Annotated in this window: 28 protein-coding genes, 2 pseudogenes and 2 riboswitches; of the genes and pseudogenes, 12 read left to right on the top strand and 18 right to left on the bottom strand. The window is 61.0% G+C overall.

Translation table 11 applies throughout. The features are described 5' to 3' along the window. A pseudogene (locus AA309_RS35215) lies at window positions 1-249 on the top strand (sulfite reductase); the annotation flags it as partial. Then, on the top strand, window positions 246-1,826 hold the full coding sequence (gene cysG, locus AA309_RS14425) for a siroheme synthase CysG (RefSeq protein ID WP_084731239.1): 1,581 nt from the start codon (window positions 246-248) through the stop codon (window positions 1,824-1,826). The pseudogene AA309_RS35215 and the gene cysG, both read left to right, overlap by 4 nt. Before the next feature lie 356 nt (window positions 1,827-2,182). Here the strand turns inward: cysG and AA309_RS37710 are convergent, their stop codons facing one another. Then, the gene (locus tag AA309_RS37710) at window positions 2,183-2,485 is read right to left on the bottom strand and encodes an HU family DNA-binding protein (RefSeq protein WP_116529087.1); all 303 of its coding nucleotides are present in this window, start codon (window positions 2,483-2,485) and stop codon (window positions 2,183-2,185) included. Between the two features lie 273 nt (window positions 2,486-2,758). On the opposite strand from AA309_RS37710, the gene AA309_RS33115 reads away from it, so the two are divergent. Both AA309_RS33115 and AA309_RS14405 read left to right on the top strand, forming a co-directional pair. Then, window positions 2,759-3,704, top strand: a protein-coding gene (locus AA309_RS33115; RefSeq protein WP_425286882.1) for an IS630 family transposase whose coding sequence is annotated in 2 segments (ribosomal slippage) — window positions 2,759-3,099 and window positions 3,098-3,704 — 948 coding nt in all. Because the reading frame shifts where the segments join, the coding sequence is not laid out codon by codon here. Between the two features lie 62 nt (window positions 3,705-3,766). Further along, a complete protein-coding gene (locus tag AA309_RS14405) occupies window positions 3,767-4,423 on the top strand; it encodes an HPP family protein (protein WP_052954729.1) in 657 nt (218 codons plus the stop codon). Here AA309_RS14405 and AA309_RS14400 read toward each other — a convergent pair. Then, window positions 4,399-5,331 (bottom strand): IS481 family transposase, encoded by a 933-nt coding sequence (locus AA309_RS14400; RefSeq protein ID WP_047189719.1) that lies wholly within the window; start codon window positions 5,329-5,331, stop codon window positions 4,399-4,401. The genes AA309_RS14405 and AA309_RS14400 overlap by 25 nt on opposite strands. A 122-nt stretch (window positions 5,332-5,453) precedes the next feature. Here AA309_RS14400 and AA309_RS33110 point away from each other — a divergent pair, with 122 nt between their 5' ends. Then, entirely contained in the window at window positions 5,454-6,020 is a 567-nt protein-coding gene (locus AA309_RS33110) for a CBS domain-containing protein (RefSeq protein ID WP_084731237.1), read from the top strand. A 276-nt stretch (window positions 6,021-6,296) separates the two neighbouring features. On the opposite strand, the gene AA309_RS37705 is transcribed toward AA309_RS33110, so the two are convergent. Beyond that, window positions 6,297-6,647 carry a PilZ domain-containing protein gene (locus AA309_RS37705; RefSeq protein ID WP_084731235.1) on the bottom strand — a complete coding sequence of 117 codons (351 nt, stop codon included), beginning with the start codon at window positions 6,645-6,647 and terminating at the stop codon, window positions 6,297-6,299. A 239-nt stretch (window positions 6,648-6,886) separates the two neighbouring features. Then, entirely contained in the window at window positions 6,887-7,237 is a 351-nt protein-coding gene (locus AA309_RS14385) for an integration host factor subunit alpha (RefSeq protein ID WP_047189717.1), read from the bottom strand. A 719-nt stretch (window positions 7,238-7,956) separates the two neighbouring features. Here AA309_RS14385 and panD point away from each other — a divergent pair. Further along, window positions 7,957-8,409, top strand: coding sequence for an aspartate 1-decarboxylase (gene panD / locus AA309_RS14375; RefSeq protein ID WP_047189715.1), 453 nt, complete (start codon window positions 7,957-7,959; stop codon window positions 8,407-8,409). A 427-nt stretch (window positions 8,410-8,836) separates the two neighbouring features. Here the strand turns inward: panD and AA309_RS14370 are convergent, their stop codons facing one another. The 6 genes from AA309_RS14370 to thiC are packed head-to-tail and all read right to left on the bottom strand — an operon-like array spanning window position 8,837 to window position 14,239. Further along, entirely contained in the window at window positions 8,837-9,838 is a 1,002-nt protein-coding gene (locus AA309_RS14370) for a HesA/MoeB/ThiF family protein (protein ID WP_047189714.1), read from the bottom strand. Beyond that, window positions 9,835-10,446 carry a thiamine phosphate synthase gene (locus AA309_RS14365; protein WP_047189713.1) on the bottom strand — a complete coding sequence of 204 codons (612 nt, stop codon included), beginning with the start codon at window positions 10,444-10,446 and terminating at the stop codon, window positions 9,835-9,837. Before AA309_RS14365 ends, AA309_RS14370 begins: the two co-directional genes overlap by 4 nt. Then, complete coding sequence (locus tag AA309_RS14360; RefSeq protein WP_047189712.1) at window positions 10,443-11,213, bottom strand: thiazole synthase; 771 nt, start codon at window positions 11,211-11,213, stop codon at window positions 10,443-10,445. The genes AA309_RS14365 and AA309_RS14360 overlap by 4 nt, the downstream gene beginning before the upstream one ends. 3 nt (window positions 11,214-11,216) lie before the next feature. Further along, window positions 11,217-11,414 carry a sulfur carrier protein ThiS gene (gene thiS, locus AA309_RS14355; RefSeq protein ID WP_047189711.1) on the bottom strand — a complete coding sequence of 66 codons (198 nt, stop codon included), beginning with the start codon at window positions 11,412-11,414 and terminating at the stop codon, window positions 11,217-11,219. A gap of 10 nt (window positions 11,415-11,424) precedes the next feature. Then, window positions 11,425-12,384, bottom strand: coding sequence for a glycine oxidase ThiO (gene thiO, locus AA309_RS14350; RefSeq protein ID WP_047189710.1), 960 nt, complete (start codon window positions 12,382-12,384; stop codon window positions 11,425-11,427). Between the two features lie 4 nt (window positions 12,385-12,388). Next, a complete protein-coding gene (gene thiC / locus AA309_RS14345) occupies window positions 12,389-14,239 on the bottom strand; it encodes a phosphomethylpyrimidine synthase ThiC (protein ID WP_047189709.1) in 1,851 nt (616 codons plus the stop codon). A 58-nt stretch (window positions 14,240-14,297) separates the two neighbouring features. Continuing rightward, window positions 14,298-14,405: riboswitch (TPP riboswitch) on the bottom strand. Between the two features lie 96 nt (window positions 14,406-14,501). Then, window positions 14,502-14,605, top strand: a riboswitch (TPP riboswitch). Between thiC and AA309_RS14340 the strand changes: the two genes are divergently transcribed. From AA309_RS14340 to AA309_RS34270, 3 genes are all read left to right on the top strand, one after another. Beyond that, window positions 14,596-15,267, top strand: a complete 672-nt coding sequence (locus AA309_RS14340) for a hydroxyethylthiazole kinase (RefSeq protein ID WP_052954726.1) — start codon at window positions 14,596-14,598, stop codon at window positions 15,265-15,267. Its footprint overlaps the riboswitch before it by 10 nt. A gap of 19 nt (window positions 15,268-15,286) precedes the next feature. Continuing rightward, window positions 15,287-16,087, top strand: a complete 801-nt coding sequence (gene thiD, locus AA309_RS14335; protein WP_047189731.1) for a bifunctional hydroxymethylpyrimidine kinase/phosphomethylpyrimidine kinase — start codon at window positions 15,287-15,289, stop codon at window positions 16,085-16,087. After that, a complete protein-coding gene (locus tag AA309_RS34270) occupies window positions 16,071-16,376 on the top strand; it encodes a hypothetical protein (protein ID WP_150117558.1) in 306 nt (101 codons plus the stop codon). The genes thiD and AA309_RS34270 overlap by 17 nt, the downstream gene beginning before the upstream one ends. A 28-nt stretch (window positions 16,377-16,404) precedes the next feature. On the opposite strand, the gene queC is transcribed toward AA309_RS34270, so the two are convergent. The 4 genes from queC to AA309_RS14310 are packed head-to-tail and all read right to left on the bottom strand — an operon-like array spanning window position 16,405 to window position 18,399. Beyond that, window positions 16,405-17,118, bottom strand: a complete 714-nt coding sequence (gene queC / locus AA309_RS14325) for a 7-cyano-7-deazaguanine synthase QueC (protein ID WP_047189707.1) — start codon at window positions 17,116-17,118, stop codon at window positions 16,405-16,407. Next, on the bottom strand, window positions 17,105-17,482 hold the full coding sequence (locus AA309_RS14320; RefSeq protein WP_047189706.1) for a 6-pyruvoyl trahydropterin synthase family protein: 378 nt from the start codon (window positions 17,480-17,482) through the stop codon (window positions 17,105-17,107). Before AA309_RS14320 ends, queC begins: the two co-directional genes overlap by 14 nt. Next, window positions 17,482-18,114, bottom strand: coding sequence for a 7-carboxy-7-deazaguanine synthase (gene queE / locus AA309_RS14315; protein ID WP_047189705.1), 633 nt, complete (start codon window positions 18,112-18,114; stop codon window positions 17,482-17,484). The genes AA309_RS14320 and queE overlap by 1 nt, the downstream gene beginning before the upstream one ends. Continuing rightward, the gene (locus AA309_RS14310; RefSeq protein ID WP_047189704.1) at window positions 18,115-18,399 is read right to left on the bottom strand and encodes a hypothetical protein; all 285 of its coding nucleotides are present in this window, start codon (window positions 18,397-18,399) and stop codon (window positions 18,115-18,117) included. A 269-nt stretch (window positions 18,400-18,668) separates the two neighbouring features. Between AA309_RS14310 and folP the strand changes: the two genes are divergently transcribed. From folP to folK, 3 genes are read left to right on the top strand one after another with little or no spacing between them, the layout of a single operon-like run. Further along, entirely contained in the window at window positions 18,669-19,484 is an 816-nt protein-coding gene (gene folP / locus AA309_RS14305; protein WP_047189703.1) for a dihydropteroate synthase, read from the top strand. Continuing rightward, window positions 19,481-19,849, top strand: a complete 369-nt coding sequence (gene folB / locus AA309_RS14300) for a dihydroneopterin aldolase (protein WP_047189702.1) — start codon at window positions 19,481-19,483, stop codon at window positions 19,847-19,849. Before folP ends, folB begins: the two co-directional genes overlap by 4 nt. Beyond that, window positions 19,842-20,315: a 2-amino-4-hydroxy-6-hydroxymethyldihydropteridine diphosphokinase gene (folK, locus tag AA309_RS14295; RefSeq protein WP_047189701.1), complete on the top strand. Its 474-nt coding sequence runs from the start codon at window positions 19,842-19,844 to the stop codon at window positions 20,313-20,315. The genes folB and folK overlap by 8 nt, the downstream gene beginning before the upstream one ends. Window positions 20,316-20,373: 58 nt before the next feature. On the opposite strand, the gene AA309_RS14290 is transcribed toward folK, so the two are convergent. From AA309_RS14290 to AA309_RS34265, 4 genes and pseudogenes are all read right to left on the bottom strand, one after another. Further along, window positions 20,374-21,201, bottom strand: a complete 828-nt coding sequence (locus AA309_RS14290) for an aminotransferase class IV (RefSeq protein ID WP_047189700.1) — start codon at window positions 21,199-21,201, stop codon at window positions 20,374-20,376. Next, window positions 21,188-21,787, bottom strand: coding sequence for an anthranilate synthase component II (locus AA309_RS14285; RefSeq protein WP_047189699.1), 600 nt, complete (start codon window positions 21,785-21,787; stop codon window positions 21,188-21,190). The genes AA309_RS14290 and AA309_RS14285 overlap by 14 nt, the downstream gene beginning before the upstream one ends. 9 nt (window positions 21,788-21,796) lie before the next feature. Then, complete coding sequence (gene pabB / locus AA309_RS14280; protein WP_052954725.1) at window positions 21,797-23,179, bottom strand: aminodeoxychorismate synthase component I; 1,383 nt, start codon at window positions 23,177-23,179, stop codon at window positions 21,797-21,799. A 73-nt stretch (window positions 23,180-23,252) separates the two neighbouring features. Further along, a pseudogene (locus AA309_RS34265) lies at window positions 23,253-23,339 on the bottom strand (7-cyano-7-deazaguanine synthase QueC); the annotation flags it as partial. Window positions 23,340-23,728 lie beyond the last annotated feature (389 nt).

Below are 23,728 nucleotides of genomic sequence, written 5' to 3'. Positions count from 1 at the left end.
CCCGGCCGTTACAACCTCTATCTGGGAGGGGCTTTCGATGGCTCGCGCCTGTCGAAGCTCTATGCTGCCGATCTGCAGCATGACGAGATCGTTGCTGCGTTAGACCCGTTGTTCGCGGCCTACGCGCATGGACGCGGCCCCGGTGAAAAATTCAGCGACTTTCTGATCCGTTCAGGGATCGTCTCGGCTACAACGAACGGGCCCGATTTCCACGCGAATACCGGCCCGATCGCGAAGGCGGCGGTATGAAGACGCCAGTCTCTCCCAAGGCCTCGCGTCCGGCTCGGCTCAATCCGTTGCCGAAGCTGCCGATCTTCTACGACCTCACGGGAAAGCGCATTCTCGTGATCGGCGGAAGCGAGGGTGTCGCCTGGAAAGGGGAGCTTCTCGCGGCCGCTGGCGGCATGGTCCGGATTCTTGCAGAGAACCCGTCTCCAGAGTTGCTGGCCCTTGTCCGAAGCAACCCGGAGCGGCTCACTCTGACCCGGCGGAATTGGCGAGATGCCGACCTCCAAGGAGTCTCAGTCGCAGTGGCCGATATCGAGGATCGGCAGGAGGCTCAACTCTTTGCTGACGCGGCCCGTCGGCATGGGGCTCTGATCAATGTCGTCGATCAGCCTGCCTTCTGCGACTTCCAGTTTGGGACCATCGTCAATCGAGCTCCGGTCATCGTGTCCATTTCGACCGATGGAGCCGCCCCGATTCTGGCCCAAGCGATCCGTCGCAGGATCGAGGCGGTCCTGCCTTTCTCCCTTGGTGAATGGGCGCAGACCGCAAAGGACTTTCGTGAGCGGCTGAGGGAGATCGTGCCCTCGAAATCTGGCCGGCGCCGGTTCTGGGAACGCTTCGTGGATGCCGCGTTCACGGGCACGACCCATGAGCGTGAGCGGGACGGCACTCTGGATGATCTTGCCTGTCAGAGCCAAGACGAAGCTCTGGAGAGGGGAACACTCGGCGAGGTTGTCATCGTCGGCGCAGGTCCAGGTGATCCTGAACTTCTGACGCTGAAAGCGATGCGCGAGCTCCAGGCGGCCGACGTGATCGTCTATGATCGTCTTGTCACCTCCGGTACCCTTGAACTGGGCCGACGGGAAGCGCGCCGGATTCATGTTGGTAAGGAGGGCCACGGTGCATCCTGCCGCCAGGAAGATATCAATGCACTGATCGTCGATCTGGCGCTTGCAGGTCAGCGTGTCGTTCGCCTCAAGGGAGGTGACCCTGCCATCTTCGGCCGCACCGGCGAGGAGGTCGCGGCCTGCCGCGATGCCGGTGTTCCGGTCCGCATTGTGCCAGGAGTCACGGCAGCGAGCGCGGCGGCTGCCTCGCTCAATGGCTCACTGACCCATCGCGATCACGCCCAAAGAGTCCAGTTCATCACCGCTCATGACCGGCACGGCAATCTTCCTGAGAGTTTGAACATCGACGCCTTGGCCGACTCGCAAGCGACAACGGTGGTCTATATGGGCCGGCGCACGGCGTCCAAACTGGCGACGCGCCTGATTGAGCATGGCCTGCCGCCCAACACGCCCGTTGCGGCAGTCAGCAACGTTTCGAGGGACGATCAAGAGAGTGTGCAGACCACGGTCATGGATGTTGCTCAGGGCGTTTCTCTGCCTGAAGAGGGACCGTTGATCATCGCGATCGGGGCATCCGTGAGTGCAAGAAGCGAAGTCCCGCTTCGTGCGAGCAGGGCGATCAATCCTCATTGTGCGGAACGGCAGTTTGTGCCAACGACAGGACGAGCCGTGTCCGCTCTGCGGGATGATGAGGAAGGATTGAAGCTCCCTCTCTATCGCGGTGTTGACGTCGCGTGTGCCGAAATCTGATCGTAGTAGGCGATCCTGCCGGCTGTGGCCGCTGCTACAACGAGCCAGAAAAGAAGGATACCCAGAGCAAACTTGCGAGAGGAGCGTGAGGGTTCGCGGACCATGTTCTTTGAGAAGCGAGGAGCACTACACTTTGGATAGTATAAGCCCAAGCGTGCTCTCTCACAGCACTTTCGCCGCACTGAACAAACTTTGGAACGTTTTTCTGCTGGCAACGCAAATCGTAGGATAAACGCGCTCTCCTCATGCAATCGCAGAGTTCAAAATTTCACGTAACCATAACCTTAGCCAAAATCGCGCCGCAAAGCATTCCCGACTGGGTCCTCACATGAGCTCGGGCGTTGGATTGCGTCGTCTTACACGAGTTGGATGATCGAATTGCCAGCTACAAACGCTACTGCTTTCCGCCTGAGGTCATTGCTCAGGCGTCTGACCTCTTCAGGGCAAGCAGCGGACAGTCCGATATCCTTCCGTCTGAGAATTGCGGCTATCCGCTCACCCTTCCTGCGCACGCTGAACGTGCCGAACCCCGACATCTTTACGGTTTCGTCCGCTGCGAGGGTCACGCCAATCGTCCCGATAATCTGTTGGCCAACGCGGTTGAGTCTGCTCGTGAGTCGTCGAGTTTTTGATGAACGGCCTTTATCGACTCCATCCAAGTCACGTTCTTGCCCGCCGTCATCGCTCTCCCGCCAATGAGAGACGCCTCAATCACGAGCGGAGGTGCAGCCTTAAAGGATCAGGGGTGCTCTGCAGCTCTCCATCTTGTCCACCAGCAGACTGCTCGTGATGGCGTTGGACAAATATGACGGCCTTTCTTGCAGGGTGGCGACTATCAAACAGGCTTGGTTCAGGCTAGAGCGTGCTGCGGTTGCGTGGAATCGCTGGAGCTGATTCCATAGGGCTGGTTGTGATTGGCCGGGAGGCGTCCCATGCCAGCTCCGCTGTCCCGCGATCTGCGTGATCGAATTGTGCGCGCTGTCGAGAATGGTTCGTCGATCCGTCAGGCGGCTTTACGTTTTGACGTGAGCCCGTCGGCCGCCGTGAAGCTGATGCGGCGCTTCCGCCAGAGCGGCAGTCCCGCTCCGGCCCGTTTTGGTGGCCATCGCCGACCCATCCTTGCGCCGTATGAGGCGCTCGTGCGCGCGCTCCTGGATACCAGGTCCGATATCTCACTGGTGGAAATCCAGGCCGAGCTGCGTCAGCACGGCATCGTGGTCGGCGCGACCTCCACCATCAGCCGCTGGCTGAGACGAGCCGGTCTGACGCACAAAAAAGAGCCTGAGAGCTGCAGAGCAGGACCGGCCCGATGTGGCGCGCGAACGCCGGAGCTGGCGCGTATGGCAGCGCTATATGGATCCGATGCGCTTCGTCTTTCTCGATGAGACGGGCACGAGCACGAACATGGTGCGCCGCTATGGGCGCTGTCCGAAGGGCGAGCGCCTGGTCGATGCCACACCGTGGGGGCACTGGAAGATCACGACCTTTGTGGCCGGCCTGCGGGCCAGCGGCCTCATCGCCCCGATGGTGCTGGACGGTCCCATGACCGGTGAGGTGTTCCGTGCTTATGTTGAGCAGGTTCTGGTTCCGGAGCTGTCGCCGGGTGACGTGATTGTGCTCGACAACCTGGCCGCTCACAAGGTGGCAGGTGTCCGCGAAATGATCCAAGCCGCCGGGGCGAGTCTGCTGTACCTGCCGCCGTACTCGCCTGACCTGAACCCAATCGAGCAGGTGTTCGCCAAGCTCAAAGCGCTCCTGCGCAAGGCTGCCGCTCGCACCAAGGAGGCGCTCTGGAGCACGATTGGAGAACTGCTCGATAGCTTCCCGGCTGAGGAATGCCAGAACTATCTCAGAAACTGCGGATATGAGTTCACCTAAATCGAATCCGCTCTAAGCAGGCTTCCCCTCCAGCCATACCCCTCCCGGTGCGATCGTTGCCTATGAGCAAAGTGTTTCGGTCTCTATCTTGGGCAAAACGCCTTGTTCCGGACCTGACCCATATCAGCCCCCTGGAGCAGCTTCGCGTTTGCTCTGGCCTACTCACGGGCATTCTGACGGTCGGCTTCATCGGAGCAGGCTTTCTCGGCTCTTCTGGGGACCTGCCTCTCCTGAGTGCGCCTTTGGGGGCTTCCGCCATCATTCTGTTTGCTCTGCCGGCGAGCCCGTTGGCGCAACCATGGTCCCTTCTCGGCGGCAACGTAGTGTCGGCAGCCATTGGTGTGACATGCGCCAAGTGTCTTGGCGAGCCGCTCCTGGCGGCCACGTTCGCCGGGACTGTCGCGGTGGCCGCAATGTTCGTTCTCCGGTGCCTGCATCCTCCCGGCGGAGCGCTGGCTCTGATGGCGGTTCTTGGCGGGCCGGCCATCAAGGCGGCCGGATACGGGTTTGTCCTCTGGCCTGTCGCGCTCGGATCATTGATCCTGCTGGCGATGGGAGTCCTGTTCAACAATCTCACCGGCCGACGGTATCCGCATCTGACCAAGCCGCCCTCGTCCAATCTTCACAAGACCACGGACCCTGCACCGTTGCAGCGGATCGGGTTCAGGAGTGACGATCTAGATGTGAGTTCTGATCAGGTTGTTCCGGCGAGAGCCTGAGCCGGTGTTCGTCGGTGTAGGCTACCATGCGGGCGCTGCTGATTGTACCAGGTCAGCCACCGCGACAGGTCGGCGGCTCGAGCCTGCGATGAACTGAACGAGATCGCATAGGCCCATTCCCGCAGAAGCGTCTGGATGAAGCGCTCGGCCTTGCCATTGGTCTTGGGCGTGTAAGGCCGCGTGCGGATATGCCGGATGCCGAGCATCCTCAAGGCTTTTCGGAACAGCCGCGCGACGTACCCGGACCCGTTGTCGGTCATCACCCGCTCGACCCGAATGCCGCGTTCTCGAAACCAGCGCAGGGCTCGCACCAGGAAGGCTGTGGTCGAGCGGCGGGTCTCATCCGGCAGCACCTCGACATAGGCCAACCGGGTGGCGTCATCGATCGCCACGTGAAAGCAGTCGTATCCGGCACCAGCACTGGGGTTGCGCCGGTCACCGGTGATGCGATGGCCGACCCGTTCAAAGCGGGCGAGCTTTTTGATGTCGAGATGGATTAGCTCGCCCGGACGTTCGCGTTGATAGCGGCGCGGCGGCTCCTTCGGCTCGAGCGCAGCCAAGCGACCGAGGCCGCGTCGAGTGAGCCAGGCCGCCACAGTGGAGCGGGCGAGGTTCAGCTTACCGGCGATCTCCTCAGCCGTGAGCCGGTATTCCCGCCGGAGCATCTCAATCACGCCAATCCAGTACTCGGCCGTGCGATTTGCAATGGCTTTCGGGCACGACGAGCGGTTGTCCAATCCGCTTGCACCTTCCGCCCTGTAGCGGGCCAGCCACTTGCGGGCGGTGCGCTCGCTGATACCAAAGCCTCTGGCCACCTCGCGAACAGGCTGGTCGTCTTCGAGGATGCGGCGGATCATTTCCGCTCGACCCAGACGGGTCGTGCGGGCATTCTGATGCGGGTTGTTCATTCCTCAGGTCCATCAGGGGTTCGTGTCGCAACGACCACCTTCAGGCCCTCAGACGGGATGAACAACCTCCTCAGATCTCACATCTAGATGCCATCCTGCGAGAACTTGACGAAGTCGTTGACGTGAGCCGCGACAGCCTTGAGGCCCTGTTTCGGAAGGTCGAGGTGCAGGCGTATAACCGCCGCTTCGGAGGGATCACCTGCGCCGATATCATGTCCCGCGACATCATCTCCGTCACAGCCGAAACTCCGCTGCGGGTGGCTTGGAGACTTCTGCGTCGGCATAGCATCAAAGCCTTGCTGGTTGTATCCAATCATCGCCACGTCATTGGAATGATCACCCAGACCGACCTCATCAGGCACAGTGACTGGGATGCCAATCGTGGGCTTCGGATCAGCTTCCGTCAAATGGCCCGTCGGGTGATCCAGCTCGAACGCGGGCAAACAGGTTCGGTGGGGCAGGTCATGACGGTTCCCATCCAAACGGTCCGGCAAGATGTGGCTGTTGCCCAACTTGTTCCGCTGATGGCCGACGCTGGGGTGGAGCAAATTCCGATTGTGAATGACGATGACCAGATCGTTGGCATCGTGGCACAGTCGGATCTGATTGCGGCGCTATTCCGAGTTCAGTTGGCTATGGCATTGGAACCACTCGAGCGCGGACGAGCGACCTTGTCGGTTGTTGAGTAATCTAAGGCCTATCCGTGAAGCATCCTGGATGCGTCAGTTCTCTTGGGCTGAAGCGTAGTGCCTGATTGACTTGGCCTCGGCCATACCGGCAAGGACATTGGCGCTCTCATCCGTAGCCGCCGGGTCGGGACGTATGGAAGCCCGCACGCGGCATTGGTGCGGCAGCCGCAACTCGCGTAACAAGCTTGTTACTCCCTGTTGCTACACGTGACATCGGCTCAGGTACGGATCGAGCCTCCAAAGAAAACCCGTTCAGTTGCTCAGCCAGAGCAGGTTTCATCCACCTGTTTCGGGACGACTAACCCGTTCGCACCCGGGATTCCCAAGGTCGATCAGGTCTGGCCCCGCTGCGCGGTGGCTCATCTGCTGCGGCCAGAGAAACCTAACGCCATAATGCTCACCTCGGCTCCAGACCACATGGGCATCAACACGCAGGGTGAGGCTGGGAATCTCAAGCACGAATTCCGGGGGAAGAGCAACAGCGGTCGCAAACCGGATACGAACACCGCCGGCGGATATGTCTTCGACATTGCAGGTCAGAGTTGGAGATTGGTTTGGGAGTACAATCTCGGCACTGCGATTTGACGGTTGCCGGCGATGCCAGCGGCGTTCGCCCTTTCTCGTCATGGCAATCTAGCGCCTCCGGTCGAGCCGATTTCTGAGAGCTGTGATGACCACGAGCAGGATGGCGCGACCCAAGGTTCCTGCGAACCACTTGCCAATGACATGCGTGTCGATATCTTCCGGAGTGTTGGTTGAGATGGCATGATGAGTTTGGCGGAATGTGGCAACAGCCAGGACGATCAAGCCGCTATCGACAGCACTCCTTGAGGCACTGCAATTCTGCTCCGATCCCAATTCCCTTTTCATGGGGTCCGCCTTCTCCGAAGCTCGCTATCCTTCAGTTCACCCAGTGACGGAGAGGAAGCCCGGTTCACATGGGTCTTGAGAACAGGTGAGGCCTGAAACGTGATGGACCGGCGGGGCTCAATAGGCACTTCAATCCCTGTCTTTGGATTCCGCCCGACCCGCTTTGCCTTGTCGCGCACGCGGAAGATACCGAATCCCGACAGCTTCACGGTCTCGCCCGACGCAAGAGCCTCGCAGATCTCTCCGAGAACCTGCGAAACCAGTTCCGTGGCCTCAGTTCGCGAGATGTCAACCTTTTGGCAAATAGCATCAACGAGGTCTGTCCGGATCACGGTCTTGGGCGCCATCACCACACTCTAGTCACGTCAAAGAAATGGGCTGCCGTTGCCGGCAGCCCGAGTTTGGGAGGATACCCTCTTCTCAGAGGAGCGACACCGCAGATGCACAAGGGGGAACGGGTCGCGCAAGCTCCTTACCAATGGATGCTCTCGTTTGAAATGCCCTGTCGCCGATGTAAACGATTGCGCAACTAAATTTTTCTCTAGCCGGCATAACCTGTGATCAGGAAGACACAGGATGTAGGTGCTTTATTCCACCGTCACGGTTCATCTCGCCTGCTGAATGTCTCACTCTGCTCGTGCAGCGGGGCAGGACGACGTCGTCGAACGGTCAGTCGTGTCATTCTCCAGCACCACGTTCTTCCATGAGCAAAGTGAGCCTGCTTAATCCGGCTGTGTCGTGAATTGATCGTCCCTTCGCTTGCGACAATCTCCAAAAAGAGAACAAGCTGACTGTCTGTGATCCAAGGACAGCAAAAACGAACTCTATCGAAGGATGAATATAGAAGATCCAACCCTTGAACCCAGACTCATTGCTACGTTAGAAGCTTTCGCGGAATGAGCGCCTTCTGTTCGTTCATCTGGAGCCCATCTGCGGCGTTGATGTCAGTGCTCCTCTTGAGCATTGAGGTCGATTCTTGCAGCACGGAATTGACCATGATGGATAGCTGGAGCGATGCCTCTGCCTTGCATCCGACCAGGGGCATCAACAGAAGAAGGATCGCGCAATGAGGAAAGTTGTTGCTGCCAAGCTGCATGGCATCCATGTGACCGAGGCAAACTTGAACTATCACGGCTCGATCACCTTGGATCCCGATCACTGTGAAGAGGCAGGGATTTTCCCACTCGAGTTCGTGGAGATCTGGAACAAGAACTCCGGCGCTCGGATCTCGACGTATGTGATTCTGGGTGAGCGCGGATCCCGCTGTTGCATCTTGAACGGAGCGGCGGCGCGAACCTGCCAACCTGGGGATCAGGTGATCATCTGCAACTCGATCTACATTCCTGAAGCGCAAATCGCCGCGATGACCCCGAGGATCTTGACCTTCGACCACGACAATAACGTCGTTGAACGTCTGTGCTATCAGGTGCGGGTCGATGCGACAGGACGCTATCAGTTTTCGATTCTCAATGAGGCCGGCGTCAGGCAGCCGATCCCCCTTCTCACAGGTATCGGGTGATCTCGCCCTCGCCGTTTATGAGCGAAATCCCGATGACTGAAGGAGCAGCTCGGCTCGTGCGCCCGACTCTCACACGATCTTCGACCAGGTGACCTTTGCTCACGGGGAGCACGTTGTTTTCGATGCTTCTCCCTCTCATTGCAGGAGCGGCGCGTCCGCTTCATCGGATTCAATGGCTCAGGAGAGCTCTCTCCTGAAACTGGCCCATGGTTTGGCTTGCAGCCCTGCAAAATGTGCGATTCTGGCAGACCCTTGAATGCGACGCGCCGCTTTAACTGTGCGGGCGAATTCTGGGCGTGAGTCAGCGAGGGTTGACAACGGCTGTTTGAAATACGGTGCGAAGTGCTTTCCCGCGATCAAACCATTGCATTGAAGGCTAGGCGCATCGACGCATTCCGGAGCTGAAAGGCTGCAGTCAACAAACGGCTCAAATACGCTGTGGATAAACCTCATTGATATCGCTCATTGCGATGAGCGCCAGCTTCTGATGGCCCTGATCCCTCAGAAGGCTCGCTGCCCGCCACGCTCGTAGGCCGCTGCGGCAGCAGAGCACGATGCGGCTCGATTCTGAGACATCCCGGCTCCGTTCCACGATCGTCTCGACGGTCGCGCGGCGGGCCTGCGGAAACGAAGAGACCGCCACCTCATCAAGGCTTCTGAGCTCGAAGACAGTATCGTCGGGGTTGACATCAGATGGCGCGATAAAGGGCGGTGCGAAACCCGTAGCCTCCGGCGCATCCAGGAACGAAAACCCGCCAAACTCCAGTTTCTGCAGATCAACCGAAACCAGCCGCCCGTGCGGTGATGGATCCAAGCCCAGAATCAGGGCCAACACCATCTGCGCCTGCAAGCCACCGAGTACGGCAACAACCGAGCCCAGGACACCCAGCGAGGCGCAGTTCCCAAGTTTCTGTGGAATATCCGGGAACACGGAGCGGTAGCTCGGAGCACCAGCACAGAAGGCACCGACATAGCCCTTCAAGCCCACACAGGACGCACTGACCAAGGGTTTGCGCGCTGCCTTGCAGGCATCGCTCAGAATGTACGTGACCGCGATGCTATCGGCGGCATCCACGATGATATCCGCGCTTCTCACGAGATCCGTTGCCACGGCGGGGTCACAGGAGATAGCAAGCGCGTTGACGATCACAGACGGACTGAGGGCTTCGAGAGCTTTTTGAGCCACCTCGACTTTCAGCTGGCCAATGTCAGTTATGCGATAGAGAGGCTGCCGGTGAAGGTTGCTCTCGTCAATGCGGTCATGGTCCACGATCGTGATGCGTCCGACACCGGCGGCCGCGAGATATTGCAGGACGGGACACCCAAGACCGCCGGCGCCGATGACCAGCACCGAGGACGAAGCCAGCTTGGCCTGGCCAGTCTCACCCACCTCCGGGAGGACGATCTGCCGTGCGTAACGTGTGGTCATACGATTGCTCTCGTTGATAAAATCCAACGGCGGGTTTGTTGCTCCGGGTCCGGGTGCCGGAGAATGTCCGTCACCACCGCCGCACTGTCGGCGCCAGCGGCCAGAACGCCTGGGGCACGATCGACTGTCAGACCACCGATTGCAACGAGCGGAATCTCGCCAATGAGCTGCTTCCATTCCGGGATGCGGCTCAAGCCTTGGGGAGCCCAGGGCATCTGCTTCAGGACGGTCGGATAGATCGGCCCCAGAGCAACGTAGTCCGGCGCAACTGAGAGCGCCTGATCGAGTTCGGTGTGATCATGCGTACTCACACCCATCCGAATGCCAGCCTTTCGAATGGCGGTCAGATCCGCGCCGGCGAGGTCTTCCTGCCCGAGGTGAACGAAGGTGCAGCCTTCTGCGATGGCGAGCCTCCAGTGATCGTTGACCACGAGTTGAGCGCCATGCTGTTCGCAACAGATCTTCGCCTCTCGGATCTGACTTGCGATCGCGGCATCAGACTCGCCCTTGATGCGAAGTTGAACGAGTTTGACGCCGAGCGGCACCAGGCGCCGCACCCAAGCCGCGTTGTCAACAATGAGATAGAAGGGATCGAGCACGAGGGTCATGCCAGCATCGCCTTCCCGATCACCGGAGTCGAAGGGCTCGCCATCTCCCGTGGCTCCATCGGAATGGAGTGCCGTGCCAGCCGTCCAGCTTCAACCGCCAGGGCGAAAGCCTTGGCCATCCCGACCGGATCACCGGCCTTGGCGACTGCGGTGTTCAGAAGAACCGCGTCAAAACCGAGCTCCATCGCGGCAGCAGCGTGTGAGGGCAGTCCAATCCCTGCATCGACCACAAGCGGCACATCGGGGAAGTGGGCCCGGAGCATTTTCAACCCGAAGACATTGTTGAGACCTCTCCCTGAGCCGATCGGTGCACCCCAAGGCATCAGAACCCGACAGCCCGCCGCCAGCAGGCGTTCAGCCACAACAAGATCCTCCGTCGTATACGGAAAGACCTGGAAGCCTTCTTCGGTCAGAATTCGCGCAGCTTCGACCAAGCCGAAGACGTCCGGCTGAAGAGTGTCCTCCTCGCCGATCACCTCGAGTTTGATCCACGGCGTCCCAAACACCTCCCGGGCCATATGGGCCGTCGTGACCGCCTCCTTGACCGTGCGGCATCCAGCCGTATTGGGCAGGACGCGGGTGCCGAGAGCGCCGATGATCGACCAGAAGGCCTGTCCGGCCAGATTGCCACTCGCCTCGCGCCGGAGTGAGACGGTCACCACCTCCGCACCCGAGGCTTGGACAGCCGCTGCCAGGATGGCCGGTGATGGGTACTGTGCGGTTCCCAGCATCAAGGGTGATGCAAGTTCGACATCATAAAACAGCATGCCTCAGCCTCCTTGCATGGGCGCGAGAACCTCGAGGCGGTCGCCGTCGTTCAACTCGATGGCCGATCGCTGAGATGCGGGCACAAACCGCTCATTGACGGCCGTGGCAACAACCGCATCGCCGAAGTCGAGCTCACACAAAGCGTGCGACAAGATCCGTTCCTCAATCTCACGTTCCTCACCGTTCAGGATAATCTTCATGCCTGGTCTCCTAGTTGTGGAATACGGCATCAGCGACCTGGGTCGCGAAGGCAGGGGCGAGCAAAAATCCGTGACGGTACAGGCCGTTGAAGTAGATCGTTCGGCCGCATTCGCGGATGGCGGGCAAGTTGTCAGGAAAGGCAGGCCTCACATCGGCTCCAAACTCGATGATCTCGGCCTCGCCGAAGGCCGGATGGACAGAGTACGCTCCATTGAGGAGCTCAACCGCTGAGCGCGCCGTGACGCGACCCCGATCTGAACTCTCGATCATCGTCGCTCCAATCATGAAGAGCCCGTTCGCGCGCGGCACGATGTAGAGGGGGATGCGCGGATGCAGGAGGCGGACAGAACGTTGGAGGGAGATCTCCCGTGTCTTGACGAGCAGCATCTCACCCTTGACGCCGCGCAAGTCCGGAAGATCGCCCTGCGCGGCAAAGCCGCGACAGTCGATGGTGCGATCCACATCTCTGTCCCCGGTGGGGGCCTCGACACCAAATCGCAGAGAGACACCAAGCTCTACAAGACGGGCGGCGAGTGCTGTCAGCGCGCTGCGGGGGTCGAGGTGTGCTTCGTCGGCGAAGAACAGGCCTTTATGAAACCGTCCTTGAAGATCAGGCTCGAGGTCAGCAATCTGATCAGCGTCGACCCAGTCAAAGCGTTCCGTTCTGCGCGCAAAGTGAGTGAGTTCGCCTACATCGCGTGGCTGTGCGATCACCAACGTCCCTTTGCGCGTGGTCCCTGGAAATCGCCGCAGCCACCAGTCGATTGCACGATGGCCCAGTTCCGCCACGGTAGGATCTGCGCTCTCGCGTTCGCACCAGGGCGCGAGCATACCGCCCGCGCACCAGGAGCAGGCGGCCGCGCCGAGGTGCGGGCCACGGTCAATCACCTCGACTCTAGCGCCTCGCTCGGCCAATTCCAGTGCCGCTGTCAGGCCAGCCACTCCGGCGCCAATGACACGGATGTGCATGCCGCTACTCCGAGGCTGAGACATAGAGTTTGCCGCCGCCGCTCAGGAATTCCTGGCTCTTGGCACGCATGCCGGCCAACTGTTCCTGAGCCTCCGGGCTCATCGCCGCTACCGCCGCCCGCAGGTCCTGGGTGATCTTCATTGAGCAGAACTTCGGACCACACATCGAGCAAAAATGCGCGACCTTGTGCGCATCCTTCGGCAGTGTCTCGTCATGATAGGTGCGCGCCGTGTCCGGATCGAGAGAGAGATTGAACTGATCCTCCCAACGGAAGTCGAAGCGGGCGCGAGACAATGCATCGTCCCGAACTTGTGCGGCTGGATGTCCTTTTGCGAGATCTGCCGCGTGGGCTGCAATCTTGTAGGTGATCACTCCCGTCTTCACGTCATCCCGGTTCGGCAGACCCAGGTGCTCCTTCGGCGTCACGTAGCAGAGCATCGCCGTGCCGAACCAGCCGATTATCGCAGCCCCGATGCCGGAGGTGATGTGGTCATACCCAGGTGCGATATCGGTCGTGAGTGGTCCGAGTGTGTAGAATGGCGCCTCGCCGCATTCACGAAGCTGCTTGTCCACGTTCACCTTGATCTTGTGCATCGGCACATGGCCGGGGCCCTCGATCATCACTTGGCAGCCCTTGTCCCACGCCACCTTCGTGAGTTCTCCCAGCGTTTCGAGTTCCGCGAACTGCGCCGCATCGTTCGCGTCGGCGATGGAGCCGGGGCGCAGCCCGTCCCCGAGCGAGAACGAGACATCATAGGACCGCATGATGTCGCAGATCTCGTCGAAGCGCTCATAGAGGAAGCTCTCCTTGTGGTGCGCCAGGCACCAACGCGCCATGATCGAGCCGCCTCGGGAGACGATGCCCGTGACGCGGTTGGCCGTGAGGGGTACATAAGGCAGGCGCACACCGGCATGGATCGTGAAGTAGTCGACTCCCTGCTCAGCCTGCTCGATCAATGTATCCTTGAACACCTCCCAGTCGAGCTTTGTCGGATCGGCCCCCACCTTCTCCAGCGCCTGATAGATCGGCACCGTGCCAATCGGCACTGGCGAGTTGCGCAGGATCCAGGAGCGGATGTTGTGGATGTTGCGGCCAGTGGAAAGATCCATCACCGTGTCGGCGCCCCAGCGGATCGCCCAGACAAGCTTCTCCACCTCATCGGCTGCCGTCGAAACGACCGCGGAATTGCCGATATTGGCGTTGATCTTGACCAGGAAGTTGCGCCCGATCGCCATGGGCTCCAGTTCCGGATGGTTGATGTTGGCCGGGATGATGGCGCGGCCTCGGGCTACCTCCTGGCGCACGAACTCCGGCGTGATGAAGGGCGGGATGGCGGCCCCGAAGCTCTCGCCGTCGGCAATCTTCTCTTCCGCCTCTTCCAGCATTGCCTCGCGGCAGAGGTTCTCGCGATGCGCGACGTAGATCATCTCCTCTGTGATGATGCCGGCGCGGGCGAACTCGTATTGTGTCACCAGCTGACCGGGCGCGGCACGGCGCACGACGCGCTCGGCCGGGCATGGCGCCACAAGCGCGTCGGCCGAGACATTTCCGTTGTCCTCAGGTTTTACCGGCCGCGGCTCCACCGCCGCACAGTTCCGCGCTGCAATCCATGTTTCGCGCACAAGCGGAAGTCCCTGGCGAAGATCGATGGCTGCATCGTCCTGCGTGTAGGGGCCGGAAGGATCGTAAACGCGCACGGGCGCCTCGCTAGGATCGGTCAGCACGATCTCGCGGTAAGGCACACGAATGTCCGGTCCGCCCGTCGGTGTGGCATAGACCTTGCGTGATCCCTGAATCGGACCGGTGGTGACGGATTGGGGAGCGCCCTTAGGCTTGTCGATGTATACGGTCACTGGATCTCTCCTCTGGGACAAAGGGAGATCCGGGCAAAGCGAGCTGAGGGATTCTTGTCGTGCTCGATAGTTCCAGTCCCTCCGCCGGTATGACCCGGATCAGGTTCAAGGGTCACGGCGGATCAGCCGACTCTCAGCCCCTCACAGGGCTCCCCTCGGAACGAGGCGAATAGTCAGCGAGGTATCCTCTCGTGTCAAGCGGTCGTGCATGACAGCGAGAGATTGCGTCTTGCCAAACGGAGCAGAGGGTGCTTACTTCGGCGCCATCTCCTTGGGGTGCCCATCCGGGCTGAGAGGTCTTTTCGAGACCAACCCATCGAACCTGATCCGGATCATGCCGGCGGAGGGACTGCGAGATGACGAGCGCACCAGCGTCCAATTGCGACGCCCACAATCTTCCACATTTGGCAGGGCTTCTGCTCGACCGTCTTCGCCGCGAGCACACGCGTGTGCATGCGCTTACGAACGCCGCAGCTCAGACCTTCACCGCCAATCTCCTTCTGGCCGCAGGCGGTATTCCGTCGTTGACCTTCGCCCCGAATGAAGTCTCTGCCTTTACAAGCCATTCAGCTGCGCTGCCCGTCAGTCTCGGAACACTCGATACTGATCGCCGCGCAGCGATCCCCCGAGTCATCACCACTGCTCAAGCCCAGAACAAGGCGTGGATCCTCGATCCTGTCTTTGTCGATGCATCGCCTCTCCGTCTGGAATTCGCCCGCGCGTGTCTCGCGAACAGACCGTGGGTCTTGCGCCGCAACGCGAGTGAGTTTGCAGCTGTCGCGGGCGGCCATGCGACGCCTGATGTCGTGAAGGATCTTGCACACTCGCACAGCACCGTCGTCGACATTACAGGTACCGTGGATCTGATTACGGATGGTATGCGCACCTTTCATATCGAGAACGGTCACCCATTGATGACCCGCGTCAACGCCATGGGATGCGCCGCAACGGCCCTGATGGCAGCCTTCACGACCCTGCATGGCACCACTCGAAGCGGCGGCTGCGGCATATGGTGGATCAGGCCCTGACATCGCGGAGCGTTCCGGCATGACTGCCATCGCCGTCACGATCGCGGGCTCGGATTCAGGCGGTGGCGCCGGCATCCAGGCGGACTTCAAGACCTTCTCGGCACTCGGTGTCTATGGGGCCAGCGTGATTACCGCGCTCACGGCGCAGAACACTATTGGTGTTCAGGGCATTCACGATGTTCCGCCCACCTTCGTCACGCAGCAGATCGACAGCGTCTTCTCCGATCTCACCGTCAACGCGGTGAAGGTCGGCATGCTGTCACAACCCGCTATCATCGAAGCCGTGGCGGAAGGGCTTACGCGTTACAGTGCGACGCGGATCGTACTCGATCCCGTGATGGTGGCGGCAAGCGGCGACCGTCTGCTCGCGCCGCAGGCCGTTGACGCGCTGCGCCGCGTGTTGCTTCCCATGGCGCTGCTCGTCACGCCCAATCTTCCAGAGGCCGCGGCCCTCCTCGACGAGCCGCTGGCTCAGGACGAGCAGGCCATGTGCCGCCAGGCCGAGCGCATCCTCGCATTGGGCCCCAAAGCCGTTCTGGTGAAAGGCGGCCACGGCACAGGACTGGAGAGCACCGACATTCTCATGGATCAGCAGGGCATACGGCGCTTTGCGGCTTCTCGCATCGACACCCGCAACACGCACGGCACCGGCTGCACCCTGTCCTCGGCCATTGCAGCCGGGCTTGCCAAAGGCCTGTCGCTCGACGACGCGGTTGCAGCCGGGAAGAGCTTCATCAGCGCCGCCATCGGTGCCTCCGACCAACTCCAGATCGGGCGCGGGGACGGACCCGTGCATCACTTCCATGCCAAGTGGTCCTAATCACTCACGCCGTGCGGCGCTTGGCATTGGTGCCTCGGCTCTTGCCGCCCCGACTGTCGTTCGCGCTCAGCCCCTGCACTGGCACAGGGTCACCTCGTGGCCAAAGAACCGCACCGGTCTCGGAATCTCCACGCACCTGATCGCCGAGCGCATCAATGCGATGAGCGGCGGCCGACTTCAGATCCACGTTTTTACTACAGGCGAGATCGTGCCGCCGGTTGCGGTGCTCGATGCGGTCTCGAATGGAACCGTCGGGATGGGGCACACGGCATCACATGCCTCCCCATAATCCCACTCATGATTCAGCTCCAGATTCGTCAGCTCCGCACCTGGGTGTAACGCTGCCACCCCGCTGACCGCAACCGACAGGCGTCGCACTCGCCACACCCAAAGCCCCAGTCGTGCCGGGTGCCGCGATCTCCGTTGTAGCAGGTGTGGGTTTCCCGCACGATCAGCTCGACGAGCGCGTCCCCGCCCACCGTTTCAGCGAGAGCCCAGGTTTCGGCCTTGTCGATCCACATCAGTGGCGTCTCGAGCACCAGCCGCGCGTTCATGCCGAGGTTGAGCGCGGTCTGGAGTGCTTTGACCGTGTCGTCGCGGCAATCGGGATAACCGCTGAAGTCCGTCTCGCAGACGCCTGTCACCACGCGCTTCAAGCCACGTTGAAAGGCCACGATCGCCGCAAAGGTGAGGAACACCAGATTGCGCCCGGGAACGAAGGTCGCAGGAAGCCCGTCCGCACGGCTGCTGGCCACCGGCAGGTCTGCGGTCAACGCGCTCACACTCACCTCGCCCAGCACATCGAGCGGGATCACCCGGTCCGGTCCGAGGCGGCTGGCCCAGAACGGCGACAGACTGGCAAGCGCCCGCCGGATTGGCTCCCGACAGTCCATTTCGACCGCGTGGCGCTGGCCATACGAGAATCCGATCGTCTCGACCCGCTCATAACGCGACAGCGCCCAAGCCAGACAGGTGGTCGAGTCCTGCCCACCCGAGAAGACCACGAGAGCGGAGAAGTCAGCGGCGTTCATGGTCAGCCGGCGCGTAGTAGGTGCAGGTTTCGCCGCAGCTATCGCGGTAGATCGTCACCCTTGCGATGGGCCCGACATGCTGGACCCGCTCGAAGATGAACCGGGTGATATTCTCCAAGGTTGGTCGCTCCAGCCCCTCGATCCGGTTGAGGAACTTGTGATCGAGCGTCCGGCGCGTCTCTGCGAGCTTGCCCTCCAGCAGGCCGAGGTCGATCAGCATGCCCGTTTCGGGATCGGGCAGCCCGCGCACGGCGACCTCGGCCCGGAAGGAATGGCCATGGATCTCCTCGCTCGCTGGCCCGAGCGTGGTGCCAGTCAGAGTATGGGCGGCTTCGAAGTTAAACGACTTGGTGAGTTCCCACATCAGCGGATCCCTAAGTACTTGTGTGTTTGGAGGCTCAGCCGCCATTGCGGATGAGCCAGGCAATACTCGACGGCCCGCGCCGTGTTCACGACCTGATCCGGCCCGTCCATGGGCTGAAGCGAGAACCGCTCGAAGGACAAGGAGGCAAACCGCTCGGGCGGCGCATCCTCCTGCGGAAAGACCAGCTTCAGTTCATGACCAGCGCGGATCTTGAGCGCGGTGCTGCCCTTCGGGCTGACGCAGATCCAGTCGAGGCCCGGCGGCGGCTCGACTGTGCCGTTTGTCTCGACCGCAATTGTGAAGGAGCGGCGATGCAGTTCATCGATGAGAGCGGCGTCGACCTGGAGCAGCGGCTCGCCTCCCGTCAGCACGACAAGCCGATGATCGGTCCCGGGTCCCCAAAGCTCCTCGATTCGGTGGCACAGGTCGGCGGCGGTGGCATAGCGTCCGCCGAAGGTCCCATTGGTGCCCACGAAGTCTGTGTCGCAAAACCGGCAAGCAGCCGCGGCCCGGTCGCTCTCCCGCCCTGACCAGAGATTGCAGCCGGCAAAGCGGCAGAAGACGGCGGTTCGGCCGGCTTGCGCGCCTTCGCCCTGAAGCGTCAGGAAGATCTCTTTGACTGCGTAAGTCATTCAGGTCTCGTTGGTGAGCCTGTGCCTGACACGCGGCAGCTGGTCAGCGCCGGTCGGGAGACATCCGACGGCGGAGATCTCGATGGTGTCGTGCGGCACGCTGAGCAGCGTGAAGGTTCGCTCAGCTGCAACCTTGTGCGCGAGCATGGCGGAGTCCAATCCGCCGGAACCGATGACGAGGTGTTCACCAGGGCTCCTTGTTTTGACCGGGTAGGCTGCGACCGGATCGGCTTGCGTGCCGATGAACGTGAAGTGGATGGACCTGTGAACGCGCGGCTCTACCAAGCGCTCACCCCATCTGCTTCTGCGCGGCATAAACGACAATAGACATGCAGGTGTCAATAAGAATGCATTCCATCACACGCTTCCTCAGAGCCGCCATGGCTTCTCAGCAGGAGGGATAAAGAAGCCTGATCTGCTCAAGCACCGGAGCCGAGGATGGACTGAAATTGCGGCTGGCTTCGAGCAGTGCCTCTTGGCCCTCCTATCAACCAAAGCTCGACTTCTGGCGCAAACCGCGACAGAAGGAGACCCGTTCTGACCTGAAGTGAACCATGACAGCGATCCTGAAAGAACTCGGCACACGCACCTTGATCATGGGTGTCCTGAACGTCACGCCCGACTCGTTCTCCGACGGCGGCCTGTTCCGGGACCCCGCCGTTGCCGTTGCACATGCCCATGACATGGAGCAGGCGGGCGCTGACATCATTGATGTCGGCGGAGAGTCCACGCGGCCGGGGCATACGCCCGTGGGGGCCGATGAGGAGCAGCGGCGCGTCGTCCCGGTTATTCGTGAGCTTGCGCAGATCCTGAAGGTGCCGATCTCCATCGACACCTATCGGGCGTTGACGGCCCAGGCTGCCCTCAGGGCGGGAGCGAGGATTGTGAACGACATCTGGGGCCTTCAGCATGACCCCGACATGCCCACAGTCGTAGCGGAACATGATGCTTTCGCGATCGTGATGCACAATCGCGCAGAGGTCGATGCTTCGCTCGACATCATGGCCGACATGCTGCGCTTCTTCGAGCATTCCCTGACTCTCGCCCGCCAAGCCGGCATTCCGGATGCACGTTTGATCCTTGATCCCGGCACTGGCTTCGGCAAAACCGCCGACCAGAACCTTGAAGCCCTCCGCCGCCTGCCGGAGCTGAAAGCGCTGGGCTTCCCGGTGCTCGTGGGAGGCTCCCGCAAATCGGTCCTGAGCCGCTTTTACCACCCCCAAGTCCCCCCACGAGACCGGCTCTTTGGCACCTTGGGAGCGCATCTGGCCGCCGTGAGCCGGGGTGCCGACATCGTTCGCGTCCACGACGTGCAGGCTCATGTGGAAGCCTGCCGCGTAGCTGACATCCTGCTGAGGAATGTACCTTGACCGACACGATCACACTCTCTCGTCTGGCGCTGTACGCCCACCACGGCGTTCATGCCGAAGAGGCCCGTCTGGGGCAGCGGTTTTACGTCAGCCTGACCTGCTCGCTCGACCTGAAGCCGGCCGGGCAGGCCGATGATTACCGGCAGACCGTCTGCTATGCGAGCCTCGCCAAGCTCGTTCATGAGATCGGCACGACACGTCGCTTCCACACCATCGAAGGCTTGGCTGAGGCAATTGCCGCAGGCGCGCTCGAGCGATCCCCACGGATTACATCTGTGGCCGTCCGTGTTGAAAAACCTGAGGCTCCGGTTCCGTTCATCCTCGATGGTGTGAGCGTCGAGATCAGGCGGTCGCGCGATGGCTAGGGTCACGCTCAGCCTCGGCAGCAATCTCGGCGACAAGCGCGGCAACGTTGCCAAAGCGCTGTCAGCTCTTGACGCGGGTGGGGCAAGAATTCTCACCCGCTCGGCCGACTTTCGCACGGAGCCGTGGGGGCCCGTGGCTCAGGACTGGTTTGTGAATGCCTGCGCAGTCGCCGAAACCGAGCTCGCGCCGCATGACCTCTTGGCCCTGTGCCTTCGGGTGGAGCAGGAGCTGGGACGGGTTCGCGAGGTCAAGTGGGGACCTCGGGTGATCGATATCGATATTCTCACCTACGATGATCTTGAGGTGAACACCCCCAGCCTGATGCTTCCCCATCCGTATCTGGCGGAGCGCGCCTTTGTTCTGGTGCCGCTGGCCGAGATCGCACCTGATCTGAAGCTCGGTCGGAAAATGCTTGCCGACATCCTCGCTGACTTGAATTGCAGTGGCATCACGAAGCTGGCCTAGCTGAGTACACGGCTGCTGCCGCCAATTTCCAGTCTCAGGCCAATCGCATGATCCGCTGTCAGTTCATCAAGGCGAGGAGATTGGCGCGAATATGCTCGACTGTTTCCCGCCTGTGGCGAGAGAGCGGCTTGCCATCGAGTTCCGTCGCGTGCGCCACAAGCACCACAGAATTGGTCAGGAACACGGCATCGGCTTGAAAGAGACTGTCCTTCGACAGGTTCACCTCTTGTGGGATCAGACCGAGTTCGGGTGCCAAGACATTGAGAACAAGGGCGCGGGTGATTCCAGGCAACACTCCATTGTCGAGGGATGGGGTGAGGAGCCTCTCACCCTCGATGATAAAAATGTTCCCAGCGCTGGTGCAGGCCACCTGCCCGCCAGCTGCCAGAAGGAGCGCGTCGTCAGCGCCTCGGTCCAACGCATCCTGTAGGGCGAGGACATTATCGAGATAGGCGAGCGTTTTGTATCGTGATGTAGGCGAAGAAGGATTGCGCCGAATCCGCGCCGTTGCCAAGCGCACCTCCGCTGACGTCGGATTTGGGAGCCATGGTGCGGACGCAGCCGCAAAGATGGTGGGTTGTTGGTGGATTGGAAGTCGTAAGCCGCGGGGTCCTGCGCCTCGGGTCAGGGTCAGGCGAATGATGCCCCCGTCGGTGAGAGCGGCAGTCAGATCATCGACCGGCTGTCGCAGGGACTCCCGGCCCACTGGGATGTTCAATGCAGCCGCACCGGCGAGAAGACGATCGAGGTGCGCGTCAAGCATGAAGGCTCTGCCATCTGTGACAACCAACGTTTCGAACAAGCCGTCGCCCAGCAGAAGCCCTCGGTCGCGCAAATCGAAACCGGTTCGTGGGTCATCCGAGATCGCCCCATCAAACCATAACATGGCGACCCTCCTCGGCTTTCGCCGCGAGATCGAGGAAGTTGGACAGCAGCGCGTGTCCGTGCTCGGTCAGGATGGACTCCGGATGAAACTGCACGCCATACGTGGAATGGCGTCGATGCTGCAGGGCCATGATCTCACCGTCCTCCGAGCGTGCGGTCACCTCCAACTCCGTCGAGTTCCGATCTTCCTCGACAATCAGCGAATGATAACGCCCCGCCTTTAACGGATTGGGCAGGCTGTTGAAGATGCCCTGACAACTATGACGGACGGCAGAGGAGCGCCCATGCATGGGGTTGCGCGCCTGCGTGACCCGCCACCCGAAGACCTGTCCGATGCATTGATGCCCAAGGCAAATCCCCAGAAGCGGGAGCACTCCCGACAGGTGCCGGATGATCTCGCAGGACACGCCGGCTTCCAACGGAGAGCACGGCCCGGGCGAGAGCACGACGGCTCTCGGCGACAAAGCGCGGATCGTGCCAAGATCGATCGCGTCGTTGCGGACCACCTTCACCGTCTCACCCAGTTCAAAGAAGTACCGTGCGACGTTGAAAACGAAGGAGTCATAGTTGTCGATGATCAGGATCATTCTGGTCGTCTATGCTTCAAAGGCCGCAAAAATGCGCTGGGCCTTCGCCAAGGTTTCCTCGTACTCGGCCCGCGGGTCGGACAGCGCCGTGATCCCGCCGCCGGCATGAAACACCGCTGATCCGTCTGTCAGCATGATGGTCCGAATCGCGATGTTCGTATCAGCCGTTCCGTCGAAGCCAAAGTAGCCGATGGAGCCACAATAGACCTGCCGGGCACAGCGTTCGATCCGGGTGATGATCTCCATGGCGCGGATTTTCGGCGCCCCCGTGATCGACCCACCCGGGAAACAGGCGGCGATCACGTCAGTCGCCGTAAGGCCTGAATGGAGTTGACCCTCGACGACCGAGACGAGATGGTGAACGGCCGCATAGCTCTCCAGGCTGCACAGCATCGGGGCGCGCACCGTGTGTGGCTTGCACACCCGCGACAGATCATTGCGCAGCAGATCGACAATCATCAGGTTCTCGGCTCGATCCTTGTCGGAGCGCAGCAGCGTCTCAGCCAGGTCCCGGTCGCGCTGCTGATCGGAGGAGCGTGCAGCTGTGCCTTTGATCGGGCGTGTCTCGACACAGCCCTGATCAACCTTCACAAAGCGCTCAGGCGAGCTCGAGGCAATCGTACTCTCATCGAAGTTGAGAAAAGCACCAAAGGTCGCAGGATTCACGCGGCGGAGTTGGCCGTAGAAGGCAAGCGCATCGAACTCATCGGAAACCTGAGCGGTAAAGCGCTGGGCAATGTTCGCCTGGAAGATGTCTCCGGCCAGGATGGAGTCGATCACAGCCTTGACGGCCTTCATGTAGCCGCTGGCCGAGAAGTTCGACGTCCATGGACTCGCGAGCCTGCGGTCACGGAGCTGGCGCGGTCCATGGCCGAGAAGCCTCCGGAATTGCTGAGCGCGAGCTGCGGCCCGCTTCTGGCGCTTGTCTGGGTCCTGCTCTGGCCAGCCCGTTGAAAGAAGCCATGCGTCGCCGCTGCGGTGATCGAAGCTCACGACGATATCGTAGAATGGGAGCACGGCTTCAGGGCATGGGACGTCGGTCGGCGCCGGTGTGAGCCTCTCGAGAGTGTGCCGAAAATCATACGCGAAATAACCTGCCGCACCGCCTTGGAATGGCGGCAGGCTGTCAATTCTCGATTGGCGGTACCGATCTAAGAGGGAGCGCAGTGCGGATAGCGGCGGTTGAGGTAAGAGGTCGCCGTTCCAGAGTGCTCGTCCACCCCGTACGACAAACCGGCCGAATGGGTCCGCGGCGACGAAGGAGTAGCGCCCGAGCACAGGATGGCGCAGAGCGCTATCCAGGAACAGCAGATCGGGCAGGTGCGACAATGTCTGCGCGCAGGTGAATGCGTCAAGGCTGCCAAGATGTTCAAGATGGATCGGGTGTCGCATGACATCAGCAGTTGAAAATCAGATCAAGGTTGGCGTTCTTGGCGTGCTGACCTCATCCAACAAGCGGCACACCGAGGCGGGTGAGGGATTGCTCAGCCGCGACCTTGTGGGCGAGGGTGACGGAGTCCAATCCGCCGGAACAGACGACGAGGGTCTTCACGTGAGCTCCTTGTTTTGACCGGGTAGGCTGCGACCGGATCGGCTTGCGTGCCGATGAATGTGCGGCAGACGGACGAGAGGCATCGTTGATGCGCTCACCCGTTAGCGCCAGAGCATCAAGGACTACATCGGAGCGAGTGTCAACACGGTCGCCCGGGCACGAGACATGGGTTGCAGCTCTCTTCCCAAGGTCAGCACCATTACCAGTATTCTCTACGGAACTGTGCCAGCAGGGCGGGTGACCGGGTTCACATCGGTCGGCCTATCAGGGAGTTACAGCGTAACAGCTGCGCCTCACTCAAGATGCCACAGGCCCCGGTACCAGAGTCGATCCAAGGTGTGTCTTGACCCAACCAACAAGAAAGCGGATCCAGCGAGCTGTAGCGCGGT

The organism is Microvirga vignae, from assembly GCF_001017175.1.
Lineage (GTDB): Bacteria > Pseudomonadota > Alphaproteobacteria > Rhizobiales > Beijerinckiaceae > Microvirga > Microvirga vignae.
This window is presented reverse-complemented; position numbering and strand designations above follow the sequence as displayed.

What these genes read in the sequence shown, in the direction of transcription:
- cysG (WP_084731239.1), top strand. Translation starts at nt 246, where the DNA reads ATGAAGACGCCAGTCTCTCCCAAGGCCTCGCGTCCGGCTCGGCTCAAT.
- AA309_RS14405 (WP_052954729.1), top strand. Translation starts at nt 3,767, where the DNA reads ATGAGCAAAGTGTTTCGGTCTCTATCTTGGGCAAAACGCCTTGTTCCG.
- AA309_RS14400 (WP_047189719.1), bottom strand. Translation starts at nt 5,331, where the DNA reads ATGAACAACCCGCATCAGAATGCCCGCACGACCCGTCTGGGTCGAGCG.
- AA309_RS37705 (WP_084731235.1), bottom strand. Translation starts at nt 6,647, where the DNA reads ATGACGAGAAAGGGCGAACGCCGCTGGCATCGCCGGCAACCGTCAAAT.
- AA309_RS14385 (WP_047189717.1), bottom strand. Translation starts at nt 7,237, where the DNA reads ATGGCGCCCAAGACCGTGATCCGGACAGACCTCGTTGATGCTATTTGC.
- panD (WP_047189715.1), top strand. Translation starts at nt 7,957, where the DNA reads ATGAGGAAAGTTGTTGCTGCCAAGCTGCATGGCATCCATGTGACCGAG.
- AA309_RS14370 (WP_047189714.1), bottom strand. Translation starts at nt 9,838, where the DNA reads ATGACCACACGTTACGCACGGCAGATCGTCCTCCCGGAGGTGGGTGAG.
- AA309_RS14365 (WP_047189713.1), bottom strand. Translation starts at nt 10,446, where the DNA reads ATGACCCTCGTGCTCGATCCCTTCTATCTCATTGTTGACAACGCGGCT.
- AA309_RS14360 (WP_047189712.1), bottom strand. Translation starts at nt 11,213, where the DNA reads ATGCTGTTTTATGATGTCGAACTTGCATCACCCTTGATGCTGGGAACC.
- thiS (WP_047189711.1), bottom strand. Translation starts at nt 11,414, where the DNA reads ATGAAGATTATCCTGAACGGTGAGGAACGTGAGATTGAGGAACGGATC.
- thiO (WP_047189710.1), bottom strand. Translation starts at nt 12,384, where the DNA reads ATGCACATCCGTGTCATTGGCGCCGGAGTGGCTGGCCTGACAGCGGCA.
- AA309_RS14340 (WP_052954726.1), top strand. Translation starts at nt 14,596, where the DNA reads ATGACGAGCGCACCAGCGTCCAATTGCGACGCCCACAATCTTCCACAT.
- thiD (WP_047189731.1), top strand. Translation starts at nt 15,287, where the DNA reads ATGACTGCCATCGCCGTCACGATCGCGGGCTCGGATTCAGGCGGTGGC.
- AA309_RS34270 (WP_150117558.1), top strand. Translation starts at nt 16,071, where the DNA reads ATGCCAAGTGGTCCTAATCACTCACGCCGTGCGGCGCTTGGCATTGGT.
- queC (WP_047189707.1), bottom strand. Translation starts at nt 17,118, where the DNA reads ATGAACGCCGCTGACTTCTCCGCTCTCGTGGTCTTCTCGGGTGGGCAG.
- AA309_RS14320 (WP_047189706.1), bottom strand. Translation starts at nt 17,482, where the DNA reads ATGTGGGAACTCACCAAGTCGTTTAACTTCGAAGCCGCCCATACTCTG.
- queE (WP_047189705.1), bottom strand. Translation starts at nt 18,114, where the DNA reads ATGACTTACGCAGTCAAAGAGATCTTCCTGACGCTTCAGGGCGAAGGC.
- folP (WP_047189703.1), top strand. Translation starts at nt 18,669, where the DNA reads ATGACAGCGATCCTGAAAGAACTCGGCACACGCACCTTGATCATGGGT.
- folK (WP_047189701.1), top strand. Translation starts at nt 19,842, where the DNA reads ATGGCTAGGGTCACGCTCAGCCTCGGCAGCAATCTCGGCGACAAGCGC.
- AA309_RS14290 (WP_047189700.1), bottom strand. Translation starts at nt 21,201, where the DNA reads ATGTTATGGTTTGATGGGGCGATCTCGGATGACCCACGAACCGGTTTC.
- AA309_RS14285 (WP_047189699.1), bottom strand. Translation starts at nt 21,787, where the DNA reads ATGATCCTGATCATCGACAACTATGACTCCTTCGTTTTCAACGTCGCA.
- pabB (WP_052954725.1), bottom strand. Translation starts at nt 23,179, where the DNA reads ATGCGACACCCGATCCATCTTGAACATCTTGGCAGCCTTGACGCATTC.